Raw genomic sequence first — 23,013 nt, forward strand, 5'->3', positions numbered from 1 at the left:
GCCGGCTTCGGGCGGGTTGCCTTACTGCCGCGCGTTGCGCCGGTTGTCCGGCCACGGCGTGTTGAAGTTGGTGCGGAACGGGTTGATGTCCAGGCCCCCACGGCGCGTATAGCGGGCGTAGACCGCCAGCTTCACCGGCTTGCACATGCGCATCACGTCGGTAAAGATCCGCTCCACGCACTGCTCGTGAAACTCGTTGTGATTGCGGAACGAGATCAGGTACTTGAGCAGCCCTTCCTGGTCGATCGGTGCGCCCACGTAGCGGATCTGCACGCTGGCCCAGTCGGGCTGACCAGTCACCAGGCAGTTCGACTTCAGCAGGTGAGACACCAGCGATTCCTCCACCGGCGATTCGTCCTGGTCGGCCTTGAGCAGCGTCGGATCGGGTTCGTAGACGTCGGTCTCGATGTCCAGGCGGTCCAGCAGCAGGCCGTCCAGTTCGCCCATCTTCTGCGTGCCCAGGTCCGATTCGGTCACCAGCCGCACCTGCACCGTGCCGCCCGTCGCGTCGGACAGGTCGTGGTGCAGCAACTGCTGCAGCGCCTCGGCCGACGCAAGCTTGCTCTGGTTGAACGAATTCAGGTACAGCTTGAACGATTTCGATTCGACGATGTTCGGCGTATCGGCGGGAATGATGAAGGTGGCCAGCGCCACCTGCGGCTTGCCCTTGAGGTTCAGCCACGACACCTCGTAGGCATTCCAGATATCGACGCCGAAGAAGGGCAGGGCCTTGCCTTCGGGCAGGCCGATCTCGGTGCGCTTGGGCTGGCGCGGAATCGGGAACAGCAGCGTCGGGTCGTATTCGGTCTTGTAGGCCGAGGGCTTGCCCAGCGGCGAGTGCTCAGGAAGCGTCATGATCGGTCTCAGGACAGGAACAGCTTGTAGACGGGGTTGTCGGTCTCGTCCCAGTGTACGTAACCGAGCGTGGAAAGGAACGTGCGGAACTCGCGTTTTTCGTTGCGGGGCACCTGGATGCCGACCAGGATGTTCGACGTGTCCGCCCCCTGGTTCCGGTAGTGGAACAGGCTGATGTTCCAGTTCGGGCTCATGCTCGACAGGAACCGCATCAGCGCGCCCGGGCGCTCGGGGAATTCGAAGCGGTACAGCAGTTCGTCGTGTGCCAGCGGCGAATGGCCGCCCACCATGTAGCGGATGTGCTGCTTGGCCAGCTCGTCGTTGGACAGGTCCAGCGTGTCGAAGCCATGGCGGCGGAAGTTGGCGGCGATCTTGTCGCTTTCCGCCCGGCTGGCGATCTGCACGCCCACGAAGATGTGCGCCACGCCGGTATCGGCGATCCGGTAGTTGAATTCCGTCACGCTGCGGGTGCCGACCTGTTCGCAGAAGCGTTTGAAGCTGCCGCGTTCCTCGGGGATGGTGACCGCGAAGATGGCCTCGCGGGCCTCGCCCACCTCGGCACGCTCGGCCACGAAGCGCAGGCGGTCGAAGTTCATGTTGGCGCCGCAGGCGATGGCCACCAGGTGCTGGCCCTTGAGCTTCTCGCGCTCGGCGTAGGCCTTCAGGCCGGCCACGGCCAGCGCGCCGGCCGGCTCCAGGATGCTGCGCGTGTCCTGGAACACATCCTTCAGGCCGGCGCAGATCGCATCGGTATCCACCAGGATGATGTCGTCCACCAGCTCGCGCGTGATGCGGAAGGTCTCCTTGCCGACCAGCTTCACGGCGGTACCGTCCGAGAACAGGCCCACGTCCTTCAGCTCCACGCGCTTGCCGGCGTCCACCGAACGCTTCATCGCGTCGGAATCGAGCGTCTGCACGCCGATCACCTTGATGTCCGGACGCACGGCCTTCACGTAGCTGGCAATGCCCGAAATCAACCCGCCGCCGCCGATGGCGACGAAGATCGCGTGGATCGGGCCCGGGTGCTGGCGCAGGATCTCTATGGCGATGGTGCCCTGGCCGGCGATGACCTCTGGATCGTCGAACGGGTGGATGAAGGTGAGCTTGTGCTTCTTTTCCAGTTCGGCCGCGTGCAGGTAGGCGTCGCTGTAGGAATCTCCATGCAGTACGACCTGCACCCATTCGCCGCCGCGCTCGCGCACGGCATCGATCTTCACCTGCGGCGTGGTGGTCGGCATGCAGATCATGGCCTTGCACTGCAGCCGGGCGGCGGACAGCGCCACGCCCTGGGCATGGTTGCCGGCCGACGCGGCGATCACGCCGCGCTTGAGATCCTCGGGGCGCAGCGACGCCATCTTGTTGTACGCCCCGCGCAACTTGAACGAGAACACCGGCTGGGTGTCCTCGCGCTTGAACCAGACCGCATTGTGCGTGCGCGCCGACAGCGCGGGGGCGTAGGTCAGTTCGGTTTCCTGGGCCACGTCGTAGACCTTGGCGGTCAGGATCTTCTTCAAATAGTCGGGCTTGGCGGGGGTGCGGGTCATGGTCTGCGGGCGCCACGCTGGCCGTGGCAAAAAAAGCCGGAAAAATCGGCGGAAACCGCCAATGATAATGGATGGCGCACATGCGGGCCCCGGCACCGCGTGGTGGCGCCTCAGGTGCCGCAAGGGCCACTGTTGTAGGACAGCGCCCGGTGGACGCTCGTCAAATCGGCGTGCTACGGTTTCACGCGATGCCCCCCCTACCTCTCATCGAACCCAACACCGCGCTGTTCCTGGACTTCGACGGGACGCTGGCCGACCTTGCGCCACGCCCCGACCTGGTGCAGGTGGAGCCCGAGCTGGTTGGCACGCTGCGTGCGCTGCACACCTGTCTGGACGGCGCGCTGGCCATCGTCTCGGGCCGTCCCGTGGACGAACTCGACTATTTCCTGCAACCGTTGCGCCTGCCGGCCGCCGGCGTGCATGGCGCGGAATTCCGCCATGGCGCCGAGAGCATCGTGCGCCCGCCCGCCCCAGGCATCGGCCCGCTGCTGCCGAAGCTCGAGGCGCTGGTGCTGAGGCACCCGGGCCTGCAACTGGAGCGCAAGTCGGTGGCCGTGGCCATCCACTACCGCCAGGTGCCCGAACTGGAACCACTGGTGCGCGCCGCCGTGGCCGATGTGCTGCGCGATGCGGTGGGGCTCGATGCGCTGCCCGGCAAGATGGTCATCGAGATCAAGCCGGCCGGCGTGGACAAGGGCGGGGCGATTGCCACGTTCATGCGCTCGGCGCCATTTGCCGGCCGCATGCCGCTATTTGCCGGTGACGACGTGACCGACGAGGCCGGTTTTACGGTGGTGCGCGAACTGGGCGGCGTGGGCTTGCTGGTGGGCCAGCGGGCCACCGCGGCGTCGGTCAGCGTGCCTGCGCCCGCCGTCCTGCGCGACTGGCTGCATCGTTCCGCGCACGCGCTGACCCATCTGATGGCGCGCCGCGAGGCACCCGCCGATCCCCTCTCAACCCCATCGCCTGCAAGGGAGGAACCGTTGTGAGTGACCCTGCCAACCTGAACCCCGCCATTGCTACCGAGGCGCCGGCGGTCAATACGGATTCGGACAGCTCCTGCCGCCAGGCCGATCCGTCGCTGTCGCTCGGCATGATCGGCAACTGCGCGTTCTCGGCGCTGGTCGATGGCCGCGGCCGCATCGTCTGGTGCTGCATGCCGCGCTTCGACGGCGATCCCGTCTTCAACGCGCTGCTCGATACCAGCGAGAACGCCGGCCACTTCAATATCGAGATCGAGGACTTCCAGGAGGCCACGCAGTGGTACGAGCCCAACACGGCCGTCCTGCGCACCCGGCTGATAGACCAGCATGGCAGCTGCCTGGAAATCACCGATTTCTGCCCGCGCTTCTTCCGGCTGGGCCGTTACTTCCGGCCGTTGACGCTGGTGCGGCGCATCCGCCCGATCCGGGGTGCGCCGCGCGTGCGCGTGACGGTGGCACCGCGTTTCAACTGGGGCCGCATCCAGCCGCAGGTCACGCGCGGCAGCAGCCACGCGCGTTTTGTTGGCGACGACATGACGCTGCGCCTGACCACCGACGCGCCGCTGGCCTATGTGCTGTCGAAAACGCCCTTCCTGGTCACGCGCGGCTACAACTTCATCCTCGGGCCCGATGAAACGCTCACGCACGGCGTGGACGACATCGCCCGCGACTTCGAGCAGGAAACCACCTCGTACTGGCGGCTGTGGAGCCGCCGGCTGGCCGTGCCGCGCGAATGGCAGGACGCGGTGATCCGCGCGGCCATCACGCTGAAGATGTCGCTCTACGAGGAAACCGGCGCGATCGTGGCGGCGATGACCACCAGCATCCCGGAGGCGCCCGGCAGCGGCCGCAACTGGGACTACCGCTTCTGCTGGCTGCGCGACGCGTTCTTCGTGGTGCGGGCGCTGAACAGCCTGTCCGAAGTCGGCACGATGGAAGATTACCTGCGCTGGCTGTCCAACGTGGTGATGCAGTCGCAGGACGGGCATATCCAGCCGCTCTACGGCATCGGGCTCGAACGCGAGCTGCCGGAAAGCATCCTCGATCACCTGGGCGGCTACCGCGGCATGGGGCCGGTGCGTGTGGGCAACCAGGCGCAGGAGCACTTCCAGCACGATGTCTATGGCAACGTGGTGCTGGCCGCCGCGCAGGCTTTTCACGACCACCGCCTGCTCTATCGCGGCGGGCCCGCCGAATTCCGGCGGCTGGAAGATGTGGGCGAGCAGGCCGTGCGCGTGTTCGGCACCCCCGACGCGGGCATGTGGGAACTGCGCACGCGCGCCCGCATCCACACGTCGTCGGCGCTGATGAGCTGGGTGGCGTGCGACCGCCTGGCCAAGATCGCCGTGAAGCTCGAGCAGCCCGCGCGGGCCGCCTACTGGCACGACCATGCCGGCCGCATGAAGCAGCGCATCCTGGACGAATCGTGGAACGAAAAGCGCCAGGCGTTCGCGGAGAGCTTCGGCGGCAAGGAGCTGGACGCGAGCGTGCTGCTGATGGCCGAAGTCAATTTCATCGATCCGAAGGACCCGCGCTTCGTGTCGACGGTCAAGGCGCTGGAGGAATCGCTGTGCGACGGGCCGTACATGCGGCGCTACGAGGCGCCTGACGATTTCGGCAAGCCCGAGACCGCTTTCAACATCTGCACCTTCTGGCGCATCGACGCGCTGGCGCGCATCGGGCGGCGCGAGGAGGCGCGCGAAATTTTCGAGGCCATGCTGGCCGCACGCAATCCGCTGGGATTGCTGTCGGAAGACACACACCCGGTCACCGGAGAGATGTGGGGCAACTTCCCGCAGACCTATTCGATGGTCGGCCTGATCAACGGTGCCATGCGGTTGTCGGCACCCTGGGACACCGTGATCTGAAGAAAGGATTGGCAACAACAAAAAACGATATATGGGCAGACTAGTAGCGGTATCGAACCGGGTCGCGGACCCCCGCAACCATGCGGCGGGCGGCCTGGCCGTGGCGCTTTCCGAGGCGCTCAACAAGACGGGCGGCCTCTGGTTCGGCTGGAGCGGCAAGGTGCTGGAAACCGCGCAGGGCGGCACGCCCGGCGAAGGCGAAGTGCACCAGGTGCAGGCGGGCAACGTGACGCTGGCCACCGTGGACCTGTGCCGCGAAGATCATGACGCGTACTACCTCGGCTACAGCAACGGCGTGCTCTGGCCGGTGCTGCACTACCGCGTGGACCTGGCGGACTTCGACGCCGGCGGCAATCTCAACGCCTACCGCCGCGTGAACCAGCTGTTCGCGCGCAAGCTGGCGCCCATGCTGAAGCCTGACGACGTGATCTGGATCCACGACTACCATCTGATCCCGCTGGCGGCCGAGCTGCGCGCCATCGGCTGCGGCCAGCGCATCGGGTTCTTCCTGCACGTGCCGCTGCCGCCGCCGCTGATCCTGGCGGCCATCCCGCAGCACGAATGGCTGATGCGCGCGCTGTTCGCCTACGATCTGCTCGGCTTCCAGAGCCAGGCGGACCTGGACCACTTCTCGCGCTACGTGCAGGGCGAGGCCGGCGCGGAGCCGATGGGCGAGTACCGCTTCCGCGCGTTCCACCGCACCGTGCGCGCCCAGGCGTTCCCGATTGGCATCGATGTCGACGAATTTGCCGAACTCGGTCGCGGCCATGAGGCCGTGGAAACCTACGAGATGATGCGCGGCCAGTATGCGCGGCGCCGGCTGCTGCTCGGTATCGACCGGCTCGACTATTCGAAGGGGCTGCCGCAGCGGCTCAAGGCGTTCCAGACGCTGCTGGCCGAGTATCCCGAGAACCGGTCAAGCGCCACGCTGATCCAGATTGCCGCGCCGTCGCGCGAATCGGTGGACGCCTATGCCGACCTGCGCCGCGAGATGGAAGGCATCACCGGCGCCATCAACAGCGAATACGGCGAGCTGGACTGGATGCCGGTGCGCTACATCCACCGGTCCACGTCGCGCCGGCGCTTGCCGGGCCTGTGCAGCGCCAGTTGCGTGGCGCTGGTCACCCCGTTGCGCGATGGCATGAACCTGGTGGCCAAGGAATACATCGCCGCGCAGGACCCCGACGATCCGGGCGTGCTGGTGCTGTCGCGCTTTGCCGGCGCCGCCGAGCAGCTGAAGGAGGCGCTGCTGGTGAACCCCTACGATACCCGCGCCACGGCCCAGGCGATCCAGCAGGCGCTGCACATGCCGCTGTCGGAGCGCCGTGCCCGGCACCAGAAGCTGCTCGAACGCATCCGCCAGCAGGACGTGCACTGGTGGAGCAGCGAGTATCTGCGGGCGCTGATGGAGACGGAGGGGGGCTGATGGCCCGGAACGTCGAGGGTTTTCTCCCCTCTCCCGCTGGCGGGAGAGGGGCGGGGGAGAGGGCTGGCTGTCCCGGATGCGACGGATCGGCAAGCAGAACCTCAAGGCCCTCTCCCCCAACCCCTCTCCCATTGCATGGGAGAGGGGAGCCAGAAAGCAGCGGGCGGTATGTCGTCCGCTAGACCAGATCCCCCGGCAGGTCGATATCCCGGAACGCGCCGTCATCCTCGGTCAAGATGCGCGTGACCGGATGCGACTTCAGCAGCGCGCGCGCGCCTTCGTCGCCATCGAGCTTCAGCAGTTCGTCTTTCCAGGCCGCGCCAAATCCTACCGGGTGGCCGCGCTGTCCGTCGCGCCACGGCGCGGCAATGGTGTCGCGCGATGTGATTGTCAGGGCCACCGCGCGCACCAGTTCCATCGACAGCCACGGCATGTCGGCCAAGGCCACCACCCAGCCGCGCGCATCGGCGCAGGCCGCCACGCCCGCGCGCAGTGCCGCGCCCATGCCGGCTTCGGCTTCCGGGGCCTCGATCACCTTGCAGCCGCCGCGGCGCAATTCCTCGGCCAGTTCCGGCATGCCGGGGCGCACCACGGCAATCGAGTTGGGCAGACCGGCTGCCAGCGTGCGCGCACTGCGCCACGCCACGGTACGGCCATCGGGCAGCTTTTCGAGCAGCTTGTTGCGCAGGCCGGCGGGATCGAAACGCCGGCCGAAGCCGGCGGCCAGCAGGATGCCGGTGGGCAGGTCGGTCTGCGTCAGCGGGGCACGGGCGGGTTTGCTCATGGCTGTGCGGCGGGAACGCCGCCGGGCAGGATCGGACACTCGGCCTCGCCGGCCGCGATTTCGCGGGCGGCCTTGGCGCCTTCCACCTGAAGGATGTCGGGCAGCGATACGTGGTTCTTGGCGGCCACCACCTCGGCCAGGATCGAGATCGCGATCTCGGGCGGCGTGCGGCTGCCGATATAGATGCCCACCGGCCCGTGCAGGCGGGCCAGCTGCTGATCGGTCAGGTCGAATTCCTTGAGCCGCTCGCGCCGCGCCTGGTTGTTGCGGCGCGAGCCCAGCGCGCCCACGTAGAACGCGGGAGTGCGCAGGGCCTCCATCAGCGCCAGGTCGTCCAGCTTCGGGTCGTGGGTGAGCGCGATCACCGCGCAGCGTTCGTCGAGCTGCATCGCCTCGACGGTGTCGTCGGGCATCGTGCGCACCATCGTGACGCCGGGGATGTCCCAGGTCTCGGTGTATTCCTCGCGCGGGTCGCAGACGGTGACCTGGAAGCCCAGGCCGACGGCGATCTGGCACAGGTACTTCGACAGCTGGCCTGCGCCGATCACCAGCATGCGATAGCGGGGCCCGTGGATGGTCATCAGCGTCTGGCCGTCGAACGCCAGGCCGTCGGTCGCCAAGGCGTGGCCCAGCGTGGCGCGGCCGGTGGCCATGTCCAGCGAGCGCGCCACCAGCCGGCCGCTTTCCACTGCCTGCAGCAGTTCGGCAAGGCCGCTGTGGGGTGCCAGCGGTTCGGCCACCAGTTCGATGGTGCCGCCGCAGGGCAGGCCGAAGCGATGGGCTTCCTCGGCGCTGATGCCGTACTTCATGGTTTCGGGACGCGTGGCCCGGATGCCTTCCTTGTGTACGCGATAAATGATGTCGTCCTCGATGCATCCGCCCGAGACCGAGCCGACCACCAGGCCGTCGTCGCGTACCGCCAGCATCGCGCCTTCAGGCCGGGGCGACGAGCCCCATGTCCTGACCACCGTCACCAGCAACACGCCGTGTCCTTCCTGCTGCCACTTCACGCTGCTTTTCAGGACTTCGAGATCCACGCTGTCCATGATCGTTTCCGCTGCTTCGTCTGTTCCTCGCCGCCGTCGCCGTTGCCGGCCCCGGCGGCCCCGTTGCTCTGGGTGTTGTCGTTGTTGTCACTGTCCGGCGCGTCATCGTCGCCGGAGCTGGCGCCCACGGCCTCGGTGAAGCGCGCGAAAAACGCATCGGCCATCTTGCGCGCGGCGGCATCCACCAGCCGCGAGCCGATCTGGGCGATCTTGCCACCCACCTGCGCCTGCACCGCGTACGTCAGCAGTGTCTCGTCGCCTTCGGGCGTCAGCGTGACCTTGGCGGACCCCTTGCCGAAGCCGGCCGCCCCGCCCTGTCCGTCGAACTGGATCGTGTAGCTGTCCGGCGCCTGGATGTCCTGCAGGGCCATGCGTCCCTTGAAGCGCGCCTTGACCGGCCCCACGGCGGCGGTCAGCGCAAGCTGGTAGGCGTTTTCGCCATCGGGCTCGATGCTCTCACATCCGGGAATACATTGCTTGAGCAGGGCGATATCGTTCAGCGCCTCCCATGCCACCTGTTGCGGCACGGGCAGGCGCTGGGTCTGGTTCATTTCCATGGCGGATTTCCTTGTCGGGGGGCGGTGGGTCTGTCCGGTGGCCTGCCGGTGTCCGCCAGCAGCGTTTCCAGTGCCAGCAGGCTGTCGAGGTTGTGCGCCGGGCGCAGTGCGTCCACATGCGGCAGGATGGCCTGGATGCCGCGCGCCTGCGGCGCGAATGCCGTGTAGCGCAGCAGCGGATTGAGCCACACGATGCGGTGCGCGAAGCGCCGCAGCCGGGCCATTTCCCGTTCCAGCAGGTCGATGTGTTCCAGGTCGATGCCGTCGCTGGCCAACAGCACGGTGGCGCGCCCGCTCAGCGTGCGGCGTGCCCACTGCCGGTTGAAGGCGGCCAGCGCGGCGCCGATGCGGGTGCCGCCGGCCCAGTCGCGCACCTGTTCGGTGATCAGCGTCACGGCGTCGTCGGGGTCGCGTTCGCGCAGCGCCCGGGTGACGTTGGTCAGCCGCGTGCCGAACAGGAACACGTGCATGCGTTCGCGGGACTGCATCAGCGCATGGCAGAAGTACAGCACCGCGCGCGAGTACTGGCTCATCGAGCCCGAGATGTCGAGCAGCAGCACCACGGGCGGTTTGCGCTCGGCATGCTTGCGGTATTTCCAGCGCAGCCATTCGCCATGCTGGCGCACGGCCAGCCGCGCGCTGGCGCGCAGGTCGGCATGGGTGCCGCAGGCGGCGGCCCGCAGCCGGCGCGTGCGTTGCAGCGCCAGATGGGCGCGGCGCGTGCGCACCAGATGCTGCAGCGCCCGCCATTCGTCGGCCGACAGCGTTTCGAAGTCGCGGCTGGCCAGCCGCTCGCGGTCCGAGAAGGTCAGCGGCGCCGTGAAGCGTTCCTCGCGCACCGGCGGGGCGGGCCTGGCGGCGGCCGGCTGGCGCGCAGCCAGCGCATCGGCCAGGCGATTGCTGCGTTTGGGCGGCGGCGCGCCGGCATCCACGCGCGGCAGCAGCATCGCGCGCAGCTTGCCTTCCCAGTCGGGATCGCGCCAGAACAGGTCGAAGGCGGCATCGAACAGCGGCCGCTGGTCGGGCCCGGACAGCATCAACGCGGCCAGCGCGGCACGGACTTCGCTGCGCGCGCCAATGTCGATGTGGCGCAAGGCTTCCAGCGCATCGACGGCATGGGCGGGCGACAGGCCAAAGCCGGCATCGCGCAGCAGCCGCGTGAAATGGGTGACGTTGCGTGCCAGCATCGGCAAGGCGACGGGGCGGGGCACCATGTCGGGCGGCATATCAGGCGGCCGGGGCGGCGCCGGCCAGCAGTTCCGCGATGGTCGGGCCATCGGCGCGCGCCAGGTCGTCCTGGTATTTGAGCAGCACGCCCAGCGTGTCGCGTACCGACTGCGGATCGAGTTCGGTTACGCCCAGCGCGGCCAGCGCGCGGCACCAGTCGATGGCTTCGGCAATGCCGGGTGCCTTGAACAGGTCGATGCCGCGCAGTCGGTGGATGAAGTCCACTGCCTGGTGCTGCAGCGCCGCGGCGGCTTCGGGCGCGCGGGCGGCCACGATCTGCAGTTCGCGGTCGCGGCCCGGGTAGCCCATCCACTGGTACAGGCAGCGGCGCTTGAGCGCGTCGTGTACCTCGCGGGTGCGGTTCGACGTGATGACGATCAGCGGCGGGCGCTCGGCGCGGATCACGCCGATTTCGGGGATCGATACCTGATACTCGGACAGCACTTCGAGCAGGAACGCCTCGAACGGCTCGTCGGCGCGGTCGATCTCGTCGATCAGCAGCACGCGCGGCACATCGGGCCGGGCAGGGTCCGGCAGCAGCGATTCGAGCAGCGGCCGCTTGAGCAGGTAGTCGTCATGGTAGAGCGATTGCTGCTCGGGCCGCTCGCCGCGCGCTTCGGCCAGGCGCAGCGCCATGATCTGGCGCGGGTAGTCCCACTCGTAGAGCGCGCTGGCGGCATCGAGCCCCTCATAACACTGCAGCCGCAGCAGCCGCGTGCCGAGCACGCCGGCCATGGCCTGCGCCAGCGCCGTCTTGCCCACGCCGGGCTCGCCTTCCAGGAACAGCGGGCGCTGCATGCGCAGGGCCAGGTACAGCACGGTGGCGGCCTCGCGATCGGCGAAGTACTGCTGGGCTTCGAGCTGGGTGAGGGTCTGGTCGATGGAGGTCGGGAGCATTGTCACGGCAGCAAGCAGGTTAGCGAAGCCAATTCAACGAAGCCAATTCAACGAAGCCAATTCAACGAAGCCGACGGTTGTTTAACGGCCACCGCCGCGAGCCACGCCCAGGTGGACGCAGACACTAGTGTCCTGGCTCCCTCTCCCCTCATGGGGAGAGGGCAGGGGAGAGGGGTGGTACAGCAAGCGGCCACATCCAGCGAAGCCGTCGGTGTGATCCAGCATGGTGGTGCCTGACATGCCGTGCCCTCTCCCCCGGCCCCTCTCCCGCCTTGCGGGAGAGGGGAGCAAACCGAACGGGCGGGCGAAGCCGTCGGTGTGATTCAGCATGGTGGTGCCTGACATGCCGTGCCCTCTCCCCCGGCCCCTCTCCCGCCTTGCGGGAGAGGGGAGCAAGCCGAAGGGGCGGGTGAGCCGCAGGCGACACTATCCCTTCAGCGCCTGCTCCACCGCCCGGGCCGTCAGCACCGGAATCAGGTGCGCGCGGTACTCGGGCGACGCATGCAGGTCGCCGTTGAGGCCGGACGGATCGACCTTCACCGCGCGTGCCGCGGCCACGGTGAAGATGGCCGTCAGCGCCTGCTCCAGCGCCGGGGCGCGGAACACGCTGTCGGCCGCGCCGGTCACGGCCACGCGTACGGACTGGCCGGTGCGCGACACCATCACGCCCACCAGCGCAAAGCGCGACGCCGGGTTGCGGAACTTGATGTAGGCAGCGCGATCGGGCACGGGGAACCGTACGGCCGTGATCAGCTCGTCAGGCGCCAGCGCGGTCTCGTAGAGGCCCTTGAAGAAGTCGTCGGCGGCAATGCTGCGGCGGTCGGTGACGACGGTGGCGTTCAGGCCGAGCACTGCCGCCGGATAGTCCGCGGCGGGATCGTCGTTTGCCAGCGATCCGCCGATCGTGCCCATCGCGCGCACCTGGCGGTCGCCGATGCCGAACGCCAGCGCGGCCAGCGCCGGAATGCGGCGCATGACGTCGGCGTTGGCGGCCACGTCGGCGTGGCGCGCGGCCGCGCCGATCACCAGTTCGTTGCCCTGCACCGTGATGTCTGCGATGCCTGGAATACGTGTAACGTCGACCAGTGTCGACGGGGCCGCCAGGCGCAGCTTCATGGCCGCCAGCAGGCTTTGCCCGCCGGCCAGGAACTTGGCCTCGCCATCGGCCTTGAGCTTGGCCACGGCGGTGCCGGCGTCCGTGGCGCGTTCATACTGGAATGCGTACATGGTCGTCTCCTCCGTTATGCGGCGCTGCCCTGGGCAGCCTGGATGGCCTGCCACACGCGGTGCGGCGTGGCGGGCATCTGCACGTCGCGCACGCCCAGCGGCGACAGCGCATCGACCAGCGCGTTGATGAACGCCGGCGGCGACCCGATGGCACCGGCCTCTCCGCAGCCCTTCACGCCCAGCGGGTTGTGCGTGCAGGGCGTGCCGCTGGCGGTTTCCACCGTGAAGTCCGGCAGGTCGGCGGCGCGCGGCATGGCGTAGTCCATATAGGAGCCGGTCAGCAACTGGCCGCTGTCGGGGTCGTAGATGCACTGCTCCAGCATGGCCTGGCCCAGCCCCTGGCCGATGCCGCCGTGTACCTGGCCCTCGACGATCATCGGGTTGATGACGTTGCCGAAGTCGTCCACCGCCGTGAACTTGACGACGTGCGACTCGCCCGTGTCGGGGTCGACCTCGACCTCGCAGATATAGGCGCCGGACGGATACGTGAAGTTGGTCGGGTCGTAGAACGCGTTTTCGTTCAGGCCCGGTTCGAGCTTGTCCAGCGGGTAGTTGTGCGGCACGTAGGCGGTCAGCGCCACCTCGCCGAAGGTCTTGGTGCGATCGGTGCCGGCCACGCGGAACACGCCGTCCTGGAACTCGATGTCGGCGTCGGAGGCCTCCAGCAGGTGCGCGGCAATCTTCTTGGCCTTGGCCTCGATCTTGTCCAGCGCCTTCATGATGGCCGATCCGCCCACGGCCAGCGAGCGCGAGCCGTAGGTGCCCATGCCGAACGGCACGCGGCCGGTGTCGCCATGCACGATCTCCACGGCATCCATTGCAATGCCGAGCCGGTCCGCCACGATCTGCGCGAACGTGGTCTCGTGGCCCTGCCCGTGGCTGTGCGACCCGGTGAAGACGGTCACCGTGCCGGTCGGGTGGACGCGGATCTCGCCGACTTCGAACAGGCCCGCACGCGCGCCAAGCGCCCCGGCGATGTTCGACGGGGCCAGCCCGCAGGCCTCGATGTAGCAGGAATAGCCGAGCCCGCGCAGCTTGCCGCGCTGCTTTGCGGCGTCGCGGCGCGCCGGGAAGCCCGCCACATCGGCCAGTTCCTGGGCCCGCGCCAGGCAGGGTTCGTAGTCGCCGGTGTCGTAGGTCAGGCCCACGGGCGTGGCGTACGGGAAGGTGCGGATGAAGTTCTTGCGGCGCAGCGTGGCGGGGTCGGTGCCCGTCTCGCGCGCGGCGGCTTCGACCAGGCGCTCCACCACGTAGGTGGCTTCGGGCCGGCCCGCGCCGCGATAGGCATCGACGGGCGACGTGTTGGTGAACACCGCCTGCACCTCGGCGTAGATGGCCGGGGTGGCGTACTGGCCGGCCAGCAGCGTGGCGTAGAGGATCGTCGGCACGCTGCTGGCGAACGTGGACAGGTATGCGCCCATGTTGGCCACCGTGTGCACGCGCATGGCCAGGAACTTGCCATCGGCATCGAGTGCCAGTTCGGCGCGGGTCACGTGGTCCCGGCCGTGTGCGTCGGTCAGGAACGATTCCGACCGCTCGGCCGTCCACTTGACCGGCCGGCCGACCTTCTTCGACGCCCAGGTCAGCGCCACGTCTTCCGGATACAGGAAGATCTTCGAGCCAAAGCCGCCGCCCACGTCGGGCGCGATGATGCGCAGGCGCGATTCGGGCAGCCCCAGCACGAAGGCGCCCATCAGCAGCCGTTCCACGTGCGGGTTCTGGTTGGACACGTAGACCGTGTAGCTGTCGTCCTGGCGGGTGTAGCTGGCGTTGACCGCGCGTGGCTCGATGGCGTTCGGGATCAGCCGGTTGTTGACGATCTCCAGCGTGGTCACGTGGGCAGCCCTGGCGAATGCGGCGTCGGTGGCGGCGCGGTCGCCGTGGCCCCAGGTGTAGCAGGTGTTGGCCGGCACGTCGTCGTGGACCAGCGTGGTTGCCGCGGCGGCGTCGGCCGGGTTGACCACGGCGGGCAACTCGTCGTAATCGACCACGACCTGCTCGGCCGCATCGCGCGCCTGCTGCAGCGACTCGGCGATGACCAGCGCCACCTGGTCGCCCACGTGGCGGACCTTGCCGTGCGCCAGGGCGGGGTGGGGCGGCTCTTTCATCGGCGAGCCGTCGATGCTGTGGATCAGCCAGCCGCAGGGCAGGCCGCCCACCTTGTCGCCGGCCATGTCGTCGCCGGTCAGCACGGCGATCACGCCGGACGACGCCAGGGCTTGCGCCGTGTCGATCGACTGGATGCGCGCATGCGCGTGCGGCGAGCGTACGAAGTAGCCGTAGCTCTGGTGCGGCAGCGTGACGTCGTCGGTGTACTGGCCATTGCCGGTCAGGAAGCGGTAGTCCTCCTTGCGGCGCACGGGCGTGCCGATGAACGGGTGCTTTTCGGGTGCGTTCATGACGGGCCTCCCTTATTCGGCGCTGACCGTGGCGCGGTCGCCCTGCATGGCGGCCTGCCCCTGCTGCACCGCACGCACGATGTTGTGGTAGCCGGTGCAGCGGCACAGATTGCCTTCGAGCTGCTCGCGGATGGCCTGGGCATCGGCATGCGGCTGCTGCTGCAGCAGCGACGTGGCCGCCATCACCATGCCGGGCGTGCAGAAGCCGCATTGCAGGCCATGGCATTCGCGGAACGCCTGCTGCATCGGATGCATCTCGCCGTTGGCCGCCAGACCTTCGATGGTGGTCACGCTGGCCCCGTCCGCCTGGACTGCCAGCATGTTGCAGGACTTCACGGCACGGCCGTCCAGGTGGACGGTGCAGGCGCCGCACTGGGCGGTGTCGCAGCCCACGTGGGTGCCGGTCAGGCGAAGCTGCTCGCGCAGGAACTGGACCAGAAGGGTATTGGGTTCGACCTGCGAGTCAACGGGCTTGCCGTTGACCGTCAGGCGGATCGGAATCGCCATGCTTGTCTCCATGTGGGGTGGTGCGCGCATGGCCAGCTCCGCCGATCCCCGAATGAAAGACTGCGCGGGACGGGCCACGACGCGGTACTGCCGCTTGGTTGAGACGGCTATTTCGTGATATTGGTGCTGCCGGGTTCGCCCGGTCTTGCGGCGGAATGAACGATCCGCCGCCACAGGCTCTAAAAGTAAATCACAAAACCTTCGGTGCTGCCATGCGGGTTCCCCTGCCCTGAGCGGCCTGTCCAACGTCCCCACGCATGGAAGCCTTCATCGACTGGCTGTTCGAGACCGTAGCCCTGCCCAAGGTCGGGCTGCCGGCCATTTTCGTGGTCAGCCTGGTGTCGGCCACGCTGCTGCCGCTGGGGTCGGAGCCCGCCGTCTTCGGCTACGTGAAGCTCGATCCGGACATGTTCTGGCCGGCGATTCTGGTGGCAACGGCCGGCAACACACTGGGCGGCGCCATCGACTGGTGGCTCGGGTACGCCGCCAAGCTGGCGGTGGTGCGCTACCGCCAGCGGCGCCAGCACCACGAGCATGAGCGCGAACATGCCGAGCACCGCAAACACCCTCGCAAGCGGCACAAGCCCCGGCTGGACGCCAGATATTTCCGATGGATGCGCCGTTACGGGCCGCCGACGATGCTGTTATCGTGGCTGCCTGGTATTGGTGATCCACTGTGCACTTTGGCCGGCTGGCTGCGGTTGCCGTTCTGGCGCAGCCTGTTCTATATGGCGATCGGCAAGTTCCTGCGCTACCTGGCCATGACGGCAAGCCTGCTCTGGATTCCCAACTCTTTCTGGCATGGCGTGGGCGCGGCGATCCGGCAGTGGTTCTAGGCGCGGCCGGGCAGGCGCCGGAAATGCCGGAAATGCGCGAAATTGCATGCAATCGATGCCGATCCCGGACACTTTCAGGGGTTATTCCCCCAAAACGGGCTTGCTGCGGTGCGGCGAAACTGGGCGTTGCAGTACAATCGCCCTTTAATGACGAAAATCGCGCACCGTCCCCGTGCGCAGCTTCGAAGCGGTCCCGCCCATGAACGCCCCACTCGTGCTCGATGCCAAGCTCGCCACGCAGGACGCCCCGCCGCGCCTGCGTGAGATCCCCTATAACTACACGTCGTTTTCGGATCGCGAGATTGTCATCCGTCTGCTGGGCGAAGAAGCCTGGCGCATCCTCGACGAACTGCGCGGCGAACGCCGTACCGGCCGGTCGGCCCGCATGCTCTACGAGGTGCTGGGCGATATCTGGGTGGTCCGCCGCAATCCCTACCTGCAGGACGACCTGCTGGAAAATCCCAAGCGCCGCCAGATGCTGGTCAGCGCGCTGCACCACCGCCTGAACGAAATCGAGAAGCGCCGCGCCGCCGACCGTGCCGAGCACGCCGAGCCCGCCGCGGAAGACCGTTCGCACCGCGTGGAGCAGCTGGTCGCGTTCGCCAAGCAGGCGATCGAGTCGTTCCAGCAGGAATTCGCCGACGCCTACGCGCTGCGCAAGCGCACCCAGCGCGTGCTGGGCAAGGTGACCCAGAAGGACAACATCAAGTTCGATGGCCTGTCGCGCGTGTCGCACGTGACCGACGCCACCGACTGGCGCGTGGAATACCCGTTCGTGGTGCTGACCCCGGACACCGAGGAAGAAATCGCCGGCCTGGTGAAGGGCTGCTTCGAGCTGGGCCTGACCATCATTCCGCGCGGGGGCGGCACCGGCTACACCGGCGGCGCCGTGCCGCTGACGCCGTTCTCGGCCGTCATCAACACCGAAAAGCTGGAACAGCTGGACGCGGTGGAGATGTCCGACCTGCCCAACGTGCCGCACAAGGTGGCGACGATCTTCTCGGGCGCCGGCGTGGTGACGCGCCGCGTGGCCGATGCCGCCGACCGCGCTGGACTGGTGTTCGCGGTGGACCCGACGTCGATCGATGCATCGTGCATCGGCGGCAACGTGGCGATGAACGCGGGCGGCAAGAAGGCCGTGCTGTGGGGCACGGCGCTGGACAACCTGGCGTGGTGGCGCATGGTCGATCCCGAGGGCAACTGGCTCGAGATCACCCGCATGGACCACAACCTGGGCAAGATCCACGACGTGCCGGTGGCCACGTTCGAGCTGAAGTGGTCGGACGGCAACCGCCGCCCCGGCGAGAAGGTGCTGCGCACCGAGACGCTGGCCATCGAAGGCCGCAAGTTCCGCAAGGAAGGCCTGGGCAAGGACGTCACCGACAAGTTCCTGGCCGGCCTGCCCGGCGTGCAGAAGGAAGGCTGCGACGGCATCATCACCAGCGCGCGCTGGATTTTGCACCGCATGCCGAAGCACATCCGCACGGTCTGCCTGGAGTTCTTCGGCCAGCCGCGCGACGCCATTCCCAGCATCGTCGAGATCAAGGATTTCCTCGATGCCGAATCCCGACGCGAGGGCGGTGCCATCCTGGCGGGCCTGGAGCATCTGGACGAACGCTATCTGCGCGCGGTCGGCTACGCCACCAAGAGCAAGCGCAATGCCTTCCCGAAGATGGTGCTGATCGGCGATATCGTCGGTGACGACGAAGACGCCGTGGCGCGCGCCACCTCGGAAGTGATCCGCATGGCCAACGGCAAGAGCGGCGAAGGCTTTATCGCCGTGAGCCCCGAGGCCCGCAAGAAGTTCTGGCTCGACCGCTCGCGCACCGCCGCCATCGCGCGCCACACCAACGCCTTCAAGATCAACGAGGACGTGGTGATTCCGTTGCCCCGCATGGGCGAGTACACGGACGGCATCGAGCGCATCAACATCGAACTGTCGACCAAGAACAAGCTCAAGCTGCTGGACGAGCTGGAAGCATTCTTCGCGCGCGGCAACCTGCCGCTGGGCCGCAGCGACGACGCCAACGAGATTCCGAGCGCCGAACTGCTGGAAGATCGCGTGCAGCATGCGCTGACGCTGCTGCGCGAGATCCGCGCGCGCTGGCGCTATCTGCAGGATCACCTCGATACGCCGCTGCAGACCGCCCGCGCGTCGCTGATCGGCCACGGCCTGGGCCTCCTGGGCCCGGCCTTCGAGCAGCGCCTGCAGACGCAGCCGGACGCCACGGTGTTCCACCTGATGCAGGACCGCACGATCCGCGTGAGCTGGAAGCACGAGATCCGCGCCGAACTGCGCAAGATCTTCAACGGCGGCGAATTCAAGCCGATCCTGGACGAGGCGCAGAAGATCCACAAGCAGGTGCTGCGCGGCCGCGTGTTCGTGGCGCTGCACATGCACGCCGGCGACGGCAACGTGCACACCAACATCCCCGTCAACTCGGACGACTACGACATGCTGCAGGACGCGCACCGCGCGGTGGCCCGCATCATGGACCTGGCGCGTTCGCTGGACGGCGTGATCTCGGGCGAGCACGGCATCGGCATCACCAAGCTCGAATTCCTGACCGAGGAAGAGATCGGGGAATTCCGCGCATACAAGCAGCGCGTGGACCCGCAGGGCCGCTTCAACAAGGGCAAGCTGCTGCCGGGCGCCGACCTGCGCAATGCGTACACGCCGTCGTTCGGCCTGATGGGACATGAGTCCATCATCATGCAGCAGAGCGACATCGGCGCCATTGCCGACAGCGTCAAGGACTGCCTGCGCTGTGGCAAGTGCAAGCCGGTGTGCGCCACGCACGTGCCGCGCGCCAACCTGCTGTACAGCCCGCGCAACAAGATCCTGGCCACGTCGCTGCTGGTGGAGGCGTTCCTGTACGAGGAACAGACGCGCCGCGGCGTGTCGATCAAGCACTGGGACGAGTTCTCGGACGTGGCCGACCACTGCACCGTCTGCCACAAGTGCGTGACGCCTTGCCCGGTCAAGATCGACTTCGGCGACGTGTCGATGAACATGCGCAACCTGCTGCGCAAGATGGGCCAGAAGAAGTTCAACCCGGGCACCGCCGCGTCGATGTTCTTCCTGAACGCGACCAATCCGCAGACCATCAACATGACCCGCGCGGCCATGATCGGCTGGGGCTACAAGGCGCAGCGCCTGGGCAACGAGGTGCTCAAGAAGTTCGCGAAGAAGCAGACCCAGCATCCGCCCGCCACGGTTGGCAAGCCGCCGGTGCAGGAGCAGGTGATCCACTTCATCAACAAGAAGATGCCGGGCAACCTGCCCAAGAAGACGGCGCGCGCGCTGCTCGATATCGAAGACAACGAGATCGTGCCGATCATCCGCAACCCGAAGACGACCACGGCCGAGACCGAGGCCGTGTTCTACTTCCCGGGCTGCGGGTCGGAGCGCCTGTTCTCGCAGGTGGGGCTGGCCACGCAGGCCATGCTGTGGCACGTGGGCGTGCAGACCGTGCTGCCGCCGGGCTACCTGTGCTGCGGCTATCCGCAGCGTGGCGCCGGCCAGTATGACCGCGCCGAAAAGATGGTCAGCGACAACCGCGTGCTGTTCCACCGCGTGGCCAATACGCTGAACTACCTCGACATCAAGACCGTGGTGGTCAGCTGCGGCACGTGCTACGACCAGCTGGCCGGGTATGAGTTCGACAAGATCTTCCCGGGCTGCCGCATCATCGACATCCACGAGTATCTGCTGGAGAAGGGGGTCAAGCTGGAAGGCGTGACCGGTACGCGCTACATGTACCACGACCCCTGCCACACCCCGATCAAGACGATGGACCCGACCAGGCTGGTGAACGACCTCATGGGCGGCAACCAGGGCGGCGGCAAGATCGAGAAGAACGAGCGTTGCTGCGGGGAATCGGGCACGCTGGCCGTGACGCGTCCGGATGTGTCGACGCAGATCCGGTTCCGCAAGGAAGAGGAGATGCGCAAGGGTGCGGACAAGCTGCGCACCGACGACTTCAACGGCGATGTCAAGATCCTGACCAGCTGCCCGTCGTGTCTGCAAGGCCTGTCGCGGTACAACGAGGATGCGTCGGTCACGGCCGATTACATCGTCGTGGAAATGGCCAAGCACCTGCTGGGCGACAACTGGTTGCCCGAGTATGTCGCCAGGGCGAACGCGGGTGGTATCGAGCGGGTGCTGGTTTAAACCACGAGCCGTGGATATGCGCTCCCCTCTCCCATGAGCGAGAGGGGAGCAAGCCATCGCCAAATTCAAACGTGACCCAATGACCCGATTCCCCAACTGTCCCCTCTGCGAAGCCGATGGCGGCGAGCTGGTCTGGATGGGCGACCGCGCGCGCGTGATCCTGGTCGAGCATGACCGCTTTCCCGGCTTCTGCCGCGTGGTCTGGAACGACCATGTGGCCGAGCTGACCGACCTGGACGATGCCGACCAGGCGTGGCTGATGCGGCTGGTGGCACGCGTCGAGCGCGTGGTGCGCGAAGTCATGACGCCGGACAAGGTCAACCTGGCCGCGTTCGGCAACATGGTGCCGCACCTGCACTGGCACATCATTCCGCGCTACCGCTGGGACACCCATTTCCCCGAGTCTGTGTGGGCCACGCCCCAGCGGGCCGCCGATGCCGCGCGCATTGCCGAACTGGGCAGCCGGCTCCCGGCGCTGCGCACGGCACTTTCGATGCTGTCCGATCCGGACTGAAGCCGGTGCAGCCTGCGTTGGGCAACCGACAACCAGCCCGCTGCCGGCGACTTGCGGCCGCTATTGACCGGTTCCGCTGCAATGCTTCCCATCCCCTTGTAAAGTGCCGTAGCAGTCTGGTACGGAACCCGCCCGCCGGGCGGTGCGTCTGACTCCGGTCGAACAACAACATGCCCGCCGGCCTTGCGCGGCGGGCCAACCGCTGGCGCCATGTCATCCACACCGTCGTCCGTTATCGTGCCCGGTCCTGCCGTACCCGCCGAGGCCCTCAAGAACCAGAGCCGGCTGCGCCTGGCCGCCACCTGGGCGCTGATCAAGCCGTACTGGAGCTCGGAAGACCGCAAGGCCGGCCTGGGGCTGCTGACGCTGGTCGTGGCGCTGAACCTGGGCATCGTCTATATCAACGTGCTGCTCAACGAGTGGAACCGCGTGTTCTACAACGCCATCGAGCAGCGCGACTTCGTCTCGTTCAAGGCATTGCTGCTGCGTTTTTCGTGGATCGCGGCCTGCTTCATCGTGCTGGCGATCTCGCGCCAGTACTACCAGATGATGCTGCAGATGCGCTGGCGCACGTGGATGACGGGCACCTTCATGCAGCGTTGGCTCGGGCACCAGGCCTACTACCGCATCGAGCAGACCCATGCCACAGACAACCCCGACCAGCGGCTGGCCGATGACCTGCGCCAGTTCACCGACGGCGCGCTGACGCTGTCGATGGGGCTGCTCAATTCGGCGGTGACGCTGGTGTCGTTCATCGGCATCCTCTGGGTGGTGTCGGGCCCGATCACGCTGGCGCTGGGCGGCACGGACCTGACGATCCCCGGCTACATGGTCTGGTTTGCCATCGGCTACGCGGTGGTGGGCTCGCTGATTGCCCACTTCGTGGGGCGACCGCTGATCGGCTTGTCGTTCCAGCAGGAACAGTACGAGGCAAACTTCCGTTTCATGCTGGTGCGTTTGCGCGAAAACAGCGAGCCCGTGGCGCTGTATCGCGGCGAGCCGACCGAGCAGGCGGGCCTGCGCGCCCGTTTCGAGCGGATCCGGGCAAACTGGAACCAGCTCATGCGCTACACCCGGCGCCTGACGTTCGTGAACTCGGGTTACGGCCAGTTTGCGATCATCTTCCCGCTGCTGGTGGCCGCGCCGCGCTATTTCTCGGGCAAGCTCACGCTGGGCGGCCTCATGCAGATCAACTCCGCGTTCGGCCAGGTACAGGGCGCGCTGTCCTGGTTCGTCGACAGCTATTCGACGCTGGTGGGCTGGAAGGCCGCCGCCAACCGTCTGATCGATTTCCAGGACGCCATGCGGGTGGCCGAGCGCCAGGAACTGACGCACGAAGGCCCGGGCGATATCGAGGTGGTGCAGTCCTCCAGCCCGGCCGAGGGCGATATCTCGATCAGCGGCCTGGCCCTGGCGCTGCCGGTGCGCGGCGGGTTCGGCGTGGACGACGAAGGTGTCGATCCCGACAGCCACCCGGGGCAGCGCCCGCTGGTGGCGCCGTTCTCGCTGTCGATCGCGCCGGGCGAACGCTGGCTGGTGCACGGGCCGTCGGGCTGCGGCAAGAGCGTGCTGTTCCGCGCGCTGGCCGGCATCTGGCCCTATGGCAGCGGCCGTATCACGGTGCCGCACCGGCGCATGCTGTTCCTGCCACAGCGCAGCTACCTGCCGATCGGCACGCTGGCCGACGCGCTGTCGTACCCCGACGCCGGCAACAGCCATTCGCGCGAGACGCTGGTGGCCGTGCTGCGCAAGGCGCGGCTGGGCATGCTGACGAAGCATCTGGACGTATTCGACAACTGGTCGCTGCGCCTGTCGCCCGGCGAGCAGCAGCGCCTGGCCTTTGCCCGGGCCCTGCTGCAGAAGCCGGATTACCTGTTCCTGGACGAGGCCACCAGCGCGCTGGACGAGGAAACCGAAAGCGCGATGTACCAGCTGATGGTGGACGAACTGCCCGGGGCAGCCATCGTCAGCATCGCGCACCGCAGCACCGTGGCGGCCTTCCATGGCCGGCGCCTGCGCTACGTGCCGGTGAACCGGGGCAACGACGAAAGCGGCGGCGGCCCGCGGGATGGGCAAGCCGAGGGGGGTGGAGTAAGCTATCGGGTCGTACAAGACGCATGACGGCGCCGCTGTAACGGCCCTTTGGGGGCCGCCCAGGCGGGCGCCCCG

General features: G+C 67.4%; 17 protein-coding genes. 7 read left to right on the forward strand and 10 right to left on the reverse strand.

Translation table 11 applies throughout. The annotated features are described in order from the left end of the window. Positions 1-21 precede the first annotated feature (21 nt). The gene (gene queF / locus D9X30_RS10360) at positions 22-855 is read right to left on the reverse strand and encodes an NADPH-dependent 7-cyano-7-deazaguanine reductase QueF (RefSeq protein ID WP_153946509.1); all 834 of its coding nucleotides are present in this window, start codon (positions 853-855) and stop codon (positions 22-24) included. 8 nt (positions 856-863) lie between these two features. Further along, complete coding sequence (gene ilvA, locus D9X30_RS10365; protein ID WP_153946510.1) at positions 864-2,399, reverse strand: threonine ammonia-lyase, biosynthetic; 1,536 nt, start codon at positions 2,397-2,399, stop codon at positions 864-866. A gap of 188 nt (positions 2,400-2,587) precedes the next feature. Between ilvA and otsB the strand changes: the two genes are divergently transcribed. From otsB to D9X30_RS10380, 3 genes are read left to right on the forward strand one after another with little or no spacing between them, the layout of a single operon-like run. Continuing rightward, positions 2,588-3,388: a trehalose-phosphatase gene (otsB, locus tag D9X30_RS10370; RefSeq protein WP_153946511.1), complete on the forward strand. Its 801-nt coding sequence runs from the start codon at positions 2,588-2,590 to the stop codon at positions 3,386-3,388. After that, positions 3,385-5,250 carry a glycoside hydrolase family 15 protein gene (locus tag D9X30_RS10375; RefSeq protein WP_502799625.1) on the forward strand — a complete coding sequence of 622 codons (1,866 nt, stop codon included), beginning with the start codon at positions 3,385-3,387 and terminating at the stop codon, positions 5,248-5,250. Before otsB ends, D9X30_RS10375 begins: the two co-directional genes overlap by 4 nt. A gap of 31 nt (positions 5,251-5,281) precedes the next feature. Then, entirely contained in the window at positions 5,282-6,676 is a 1,395-nt protein-coding gene (locus tag D9X30_RS10380) for an alpha,alpha-trehalose-phosphate synthase (UDP-forming) (RefSeq protein WP_153946512.1), read from the forward strand. A 178-nt stretch (positions 6,677-6,854) separates the two neighbouring features. On the opposite strand, the gene D9X30_RS10385 is transcribed toward D9X30_RS10380, so the two are convergent. The 8 genes from D9X30_RS10385 to D9X30_RS10420 form a co-directional block, all read right to left on the reverse strand. After that, complete coding sequence (locus D9X30_RS10385) at positions 6,855-7,460, reverse strand: nucleotidyltransferase family protein (RefSeq protein ID WP_153946513.1); 606 nt, start codon at positions 7,458-7,460, stop codon at positions 6,855-6,857. After that, positions 7,457-8,506, reverse strand: a complete 1,050-nt coding sequence (locus D9X30_RS10390; RefSeq protein WP_153946514.1) for an XdhC family protein — start codon at positions 8,504-8,506, stop codon at positions 7,457-7,459. The genes D9X30_RS10385 and D9X30_RS10390 overlap by 4 nt, the downstream gene beginning before the upstream one ends. Further along, entirely contained in the window at positions 8,479-9,063 is a 585-nt protein-coding gene (locus D9X30_RS10395) for an SRPBCC family protein (protein ID WP_153946515.1), read from the reverse strand. Before D9X30_RS10395 ends, D9X30_RS10390 begins: the two co-directional genes overlap by 28 nt. Beyond that, the gene (locus tag D9X30_RS10400) at positions 9,054-10,277 is read right to left on the reverse strand and encodes a vWA domain-containing protein (protein WP_228770819.1); all 1,224 of its coding nucleotides are present in this window, start codon (positions 10,275-10,277) and stop codon (positions 9,054-9,056) included. The genes D9X30_RS10395 and D9X30_RS10400 overlap by 10 nt, the downstream gene beginning before the upstream one ends. A gap of 13 nt (positions 10,278-10,290) precedes the next feature. After that, entirely contained in the window at positions 10,291-11,187 is an 897-nt protein-coding gene (locus tag D9X30_RS10405; protein ID WP_153946517.1) for an AAA family ATPase, read from the reverse strand. A gap of 426 nt (positions 11,188-11,613) precedes the next feature. Next, the gene (locus D9X30_RS10410; protein ID WP_153946518.1) at positions 11,614-12,414 is read right to left on the reverse strand and encodes an FAD binding domain-containing protein; all 801 of its coding nucleotides are present in this window, start codon (positions 12,412-12,414) and stop codon (positions 11,614-11,616) included. 14 nt (positions 12,415-12,428) lie between these two features. Then, positions 12,429-14,813, reverse strand: coding sequence for a xanthine dehydrogenase family protein molybdopterin-binding subunit (locus tag D9X30_RS10415; RefSeq protein ID WP_153946519.1), 2,385 nt, complete (start codon positions 14,811-14,813; stop codon positions 12,429-12,431). 12 nt (positions 14,814-14,825) lie between these two features. Next, on the reverse strand, positions 14,826-15,320 hold the full coding sequence (locus D9X30_RS10420) for a (2Fe-2S)-binding protein (RefSeq protein WP_153946520.1): 495 nt from the start codon (positions 15,318-15,320) through the stop codon (positions 14,826-14,828). Positions 15,321-15,577: 257 nt separating this feature from the next. On the opposite strand from D9X30_RS10420, the gene D9X30_RS10425 reads away from it, so the two are divergent. The 4 genes from D9X30_RS10425 (at position 15,578) to D9X30_RS10440 (ending at position 22,965) form a co-directional block, all read left to right on the forward strand. Further along, positions 15,578-16,156 carry a YqaA family protein gene (locus D9X30_RS10425; RefSeq protein ID WP_153946521.1) on the forward strand — a complete coding sequence of 193 codons (579 nt, stop codon included), beginning with the start codon at positions 15,578-15,580 and terminating at the stop codon, positions 16,154-16,156. 199 nt (positions 16,157-16,355) lie between these two features. Continuing rightward, complete coding sequence (locus D9X30_RS10430; protein ID WP_153946522.1) at positions 16,356-20,330, forward strand: DUF3683 domain-containing protein; 3,975 nt, start codon at positions 16,356-16,358, stop codon at positions 20,328-20,330. Positions 20,331-20,409: 79 nt separating this feature from the next. Further along, complete coding sequence (locus D9X30_RS10435) at positions 20,410-20,844, forward strand: HIT family protein (protein ID WP_153946523.1); 435 nt, start codon at positions 20,410-20,412, stop codon at positions 20,842-20,844. 210 nt (positions 20,845-21,054) lie between these two features. Then, positions 21,055-22,965, forward strand: a complete 1,911-nt coding sequence (locus D9X30_RS10440) for an ABC transporter ATP-binding protein/permease (protein ID WP_153946524.1) — start codon at positions 21,055-21,057, stop codon at positions 22,963-22,965. Positions 22,966-23,013 lie beyond the last annotated feature (48 nt).

Source organism: Cupriavidus sp. U2 (assembly GCF_009663685.2).
GTDB classification, from domain to species: Bacteria; Pseudomonadota; Gammaproteobacteria; order Burkholderiales; family Burkholderiaceae; genus Cupriavidus; species Cupriavidus necator_C.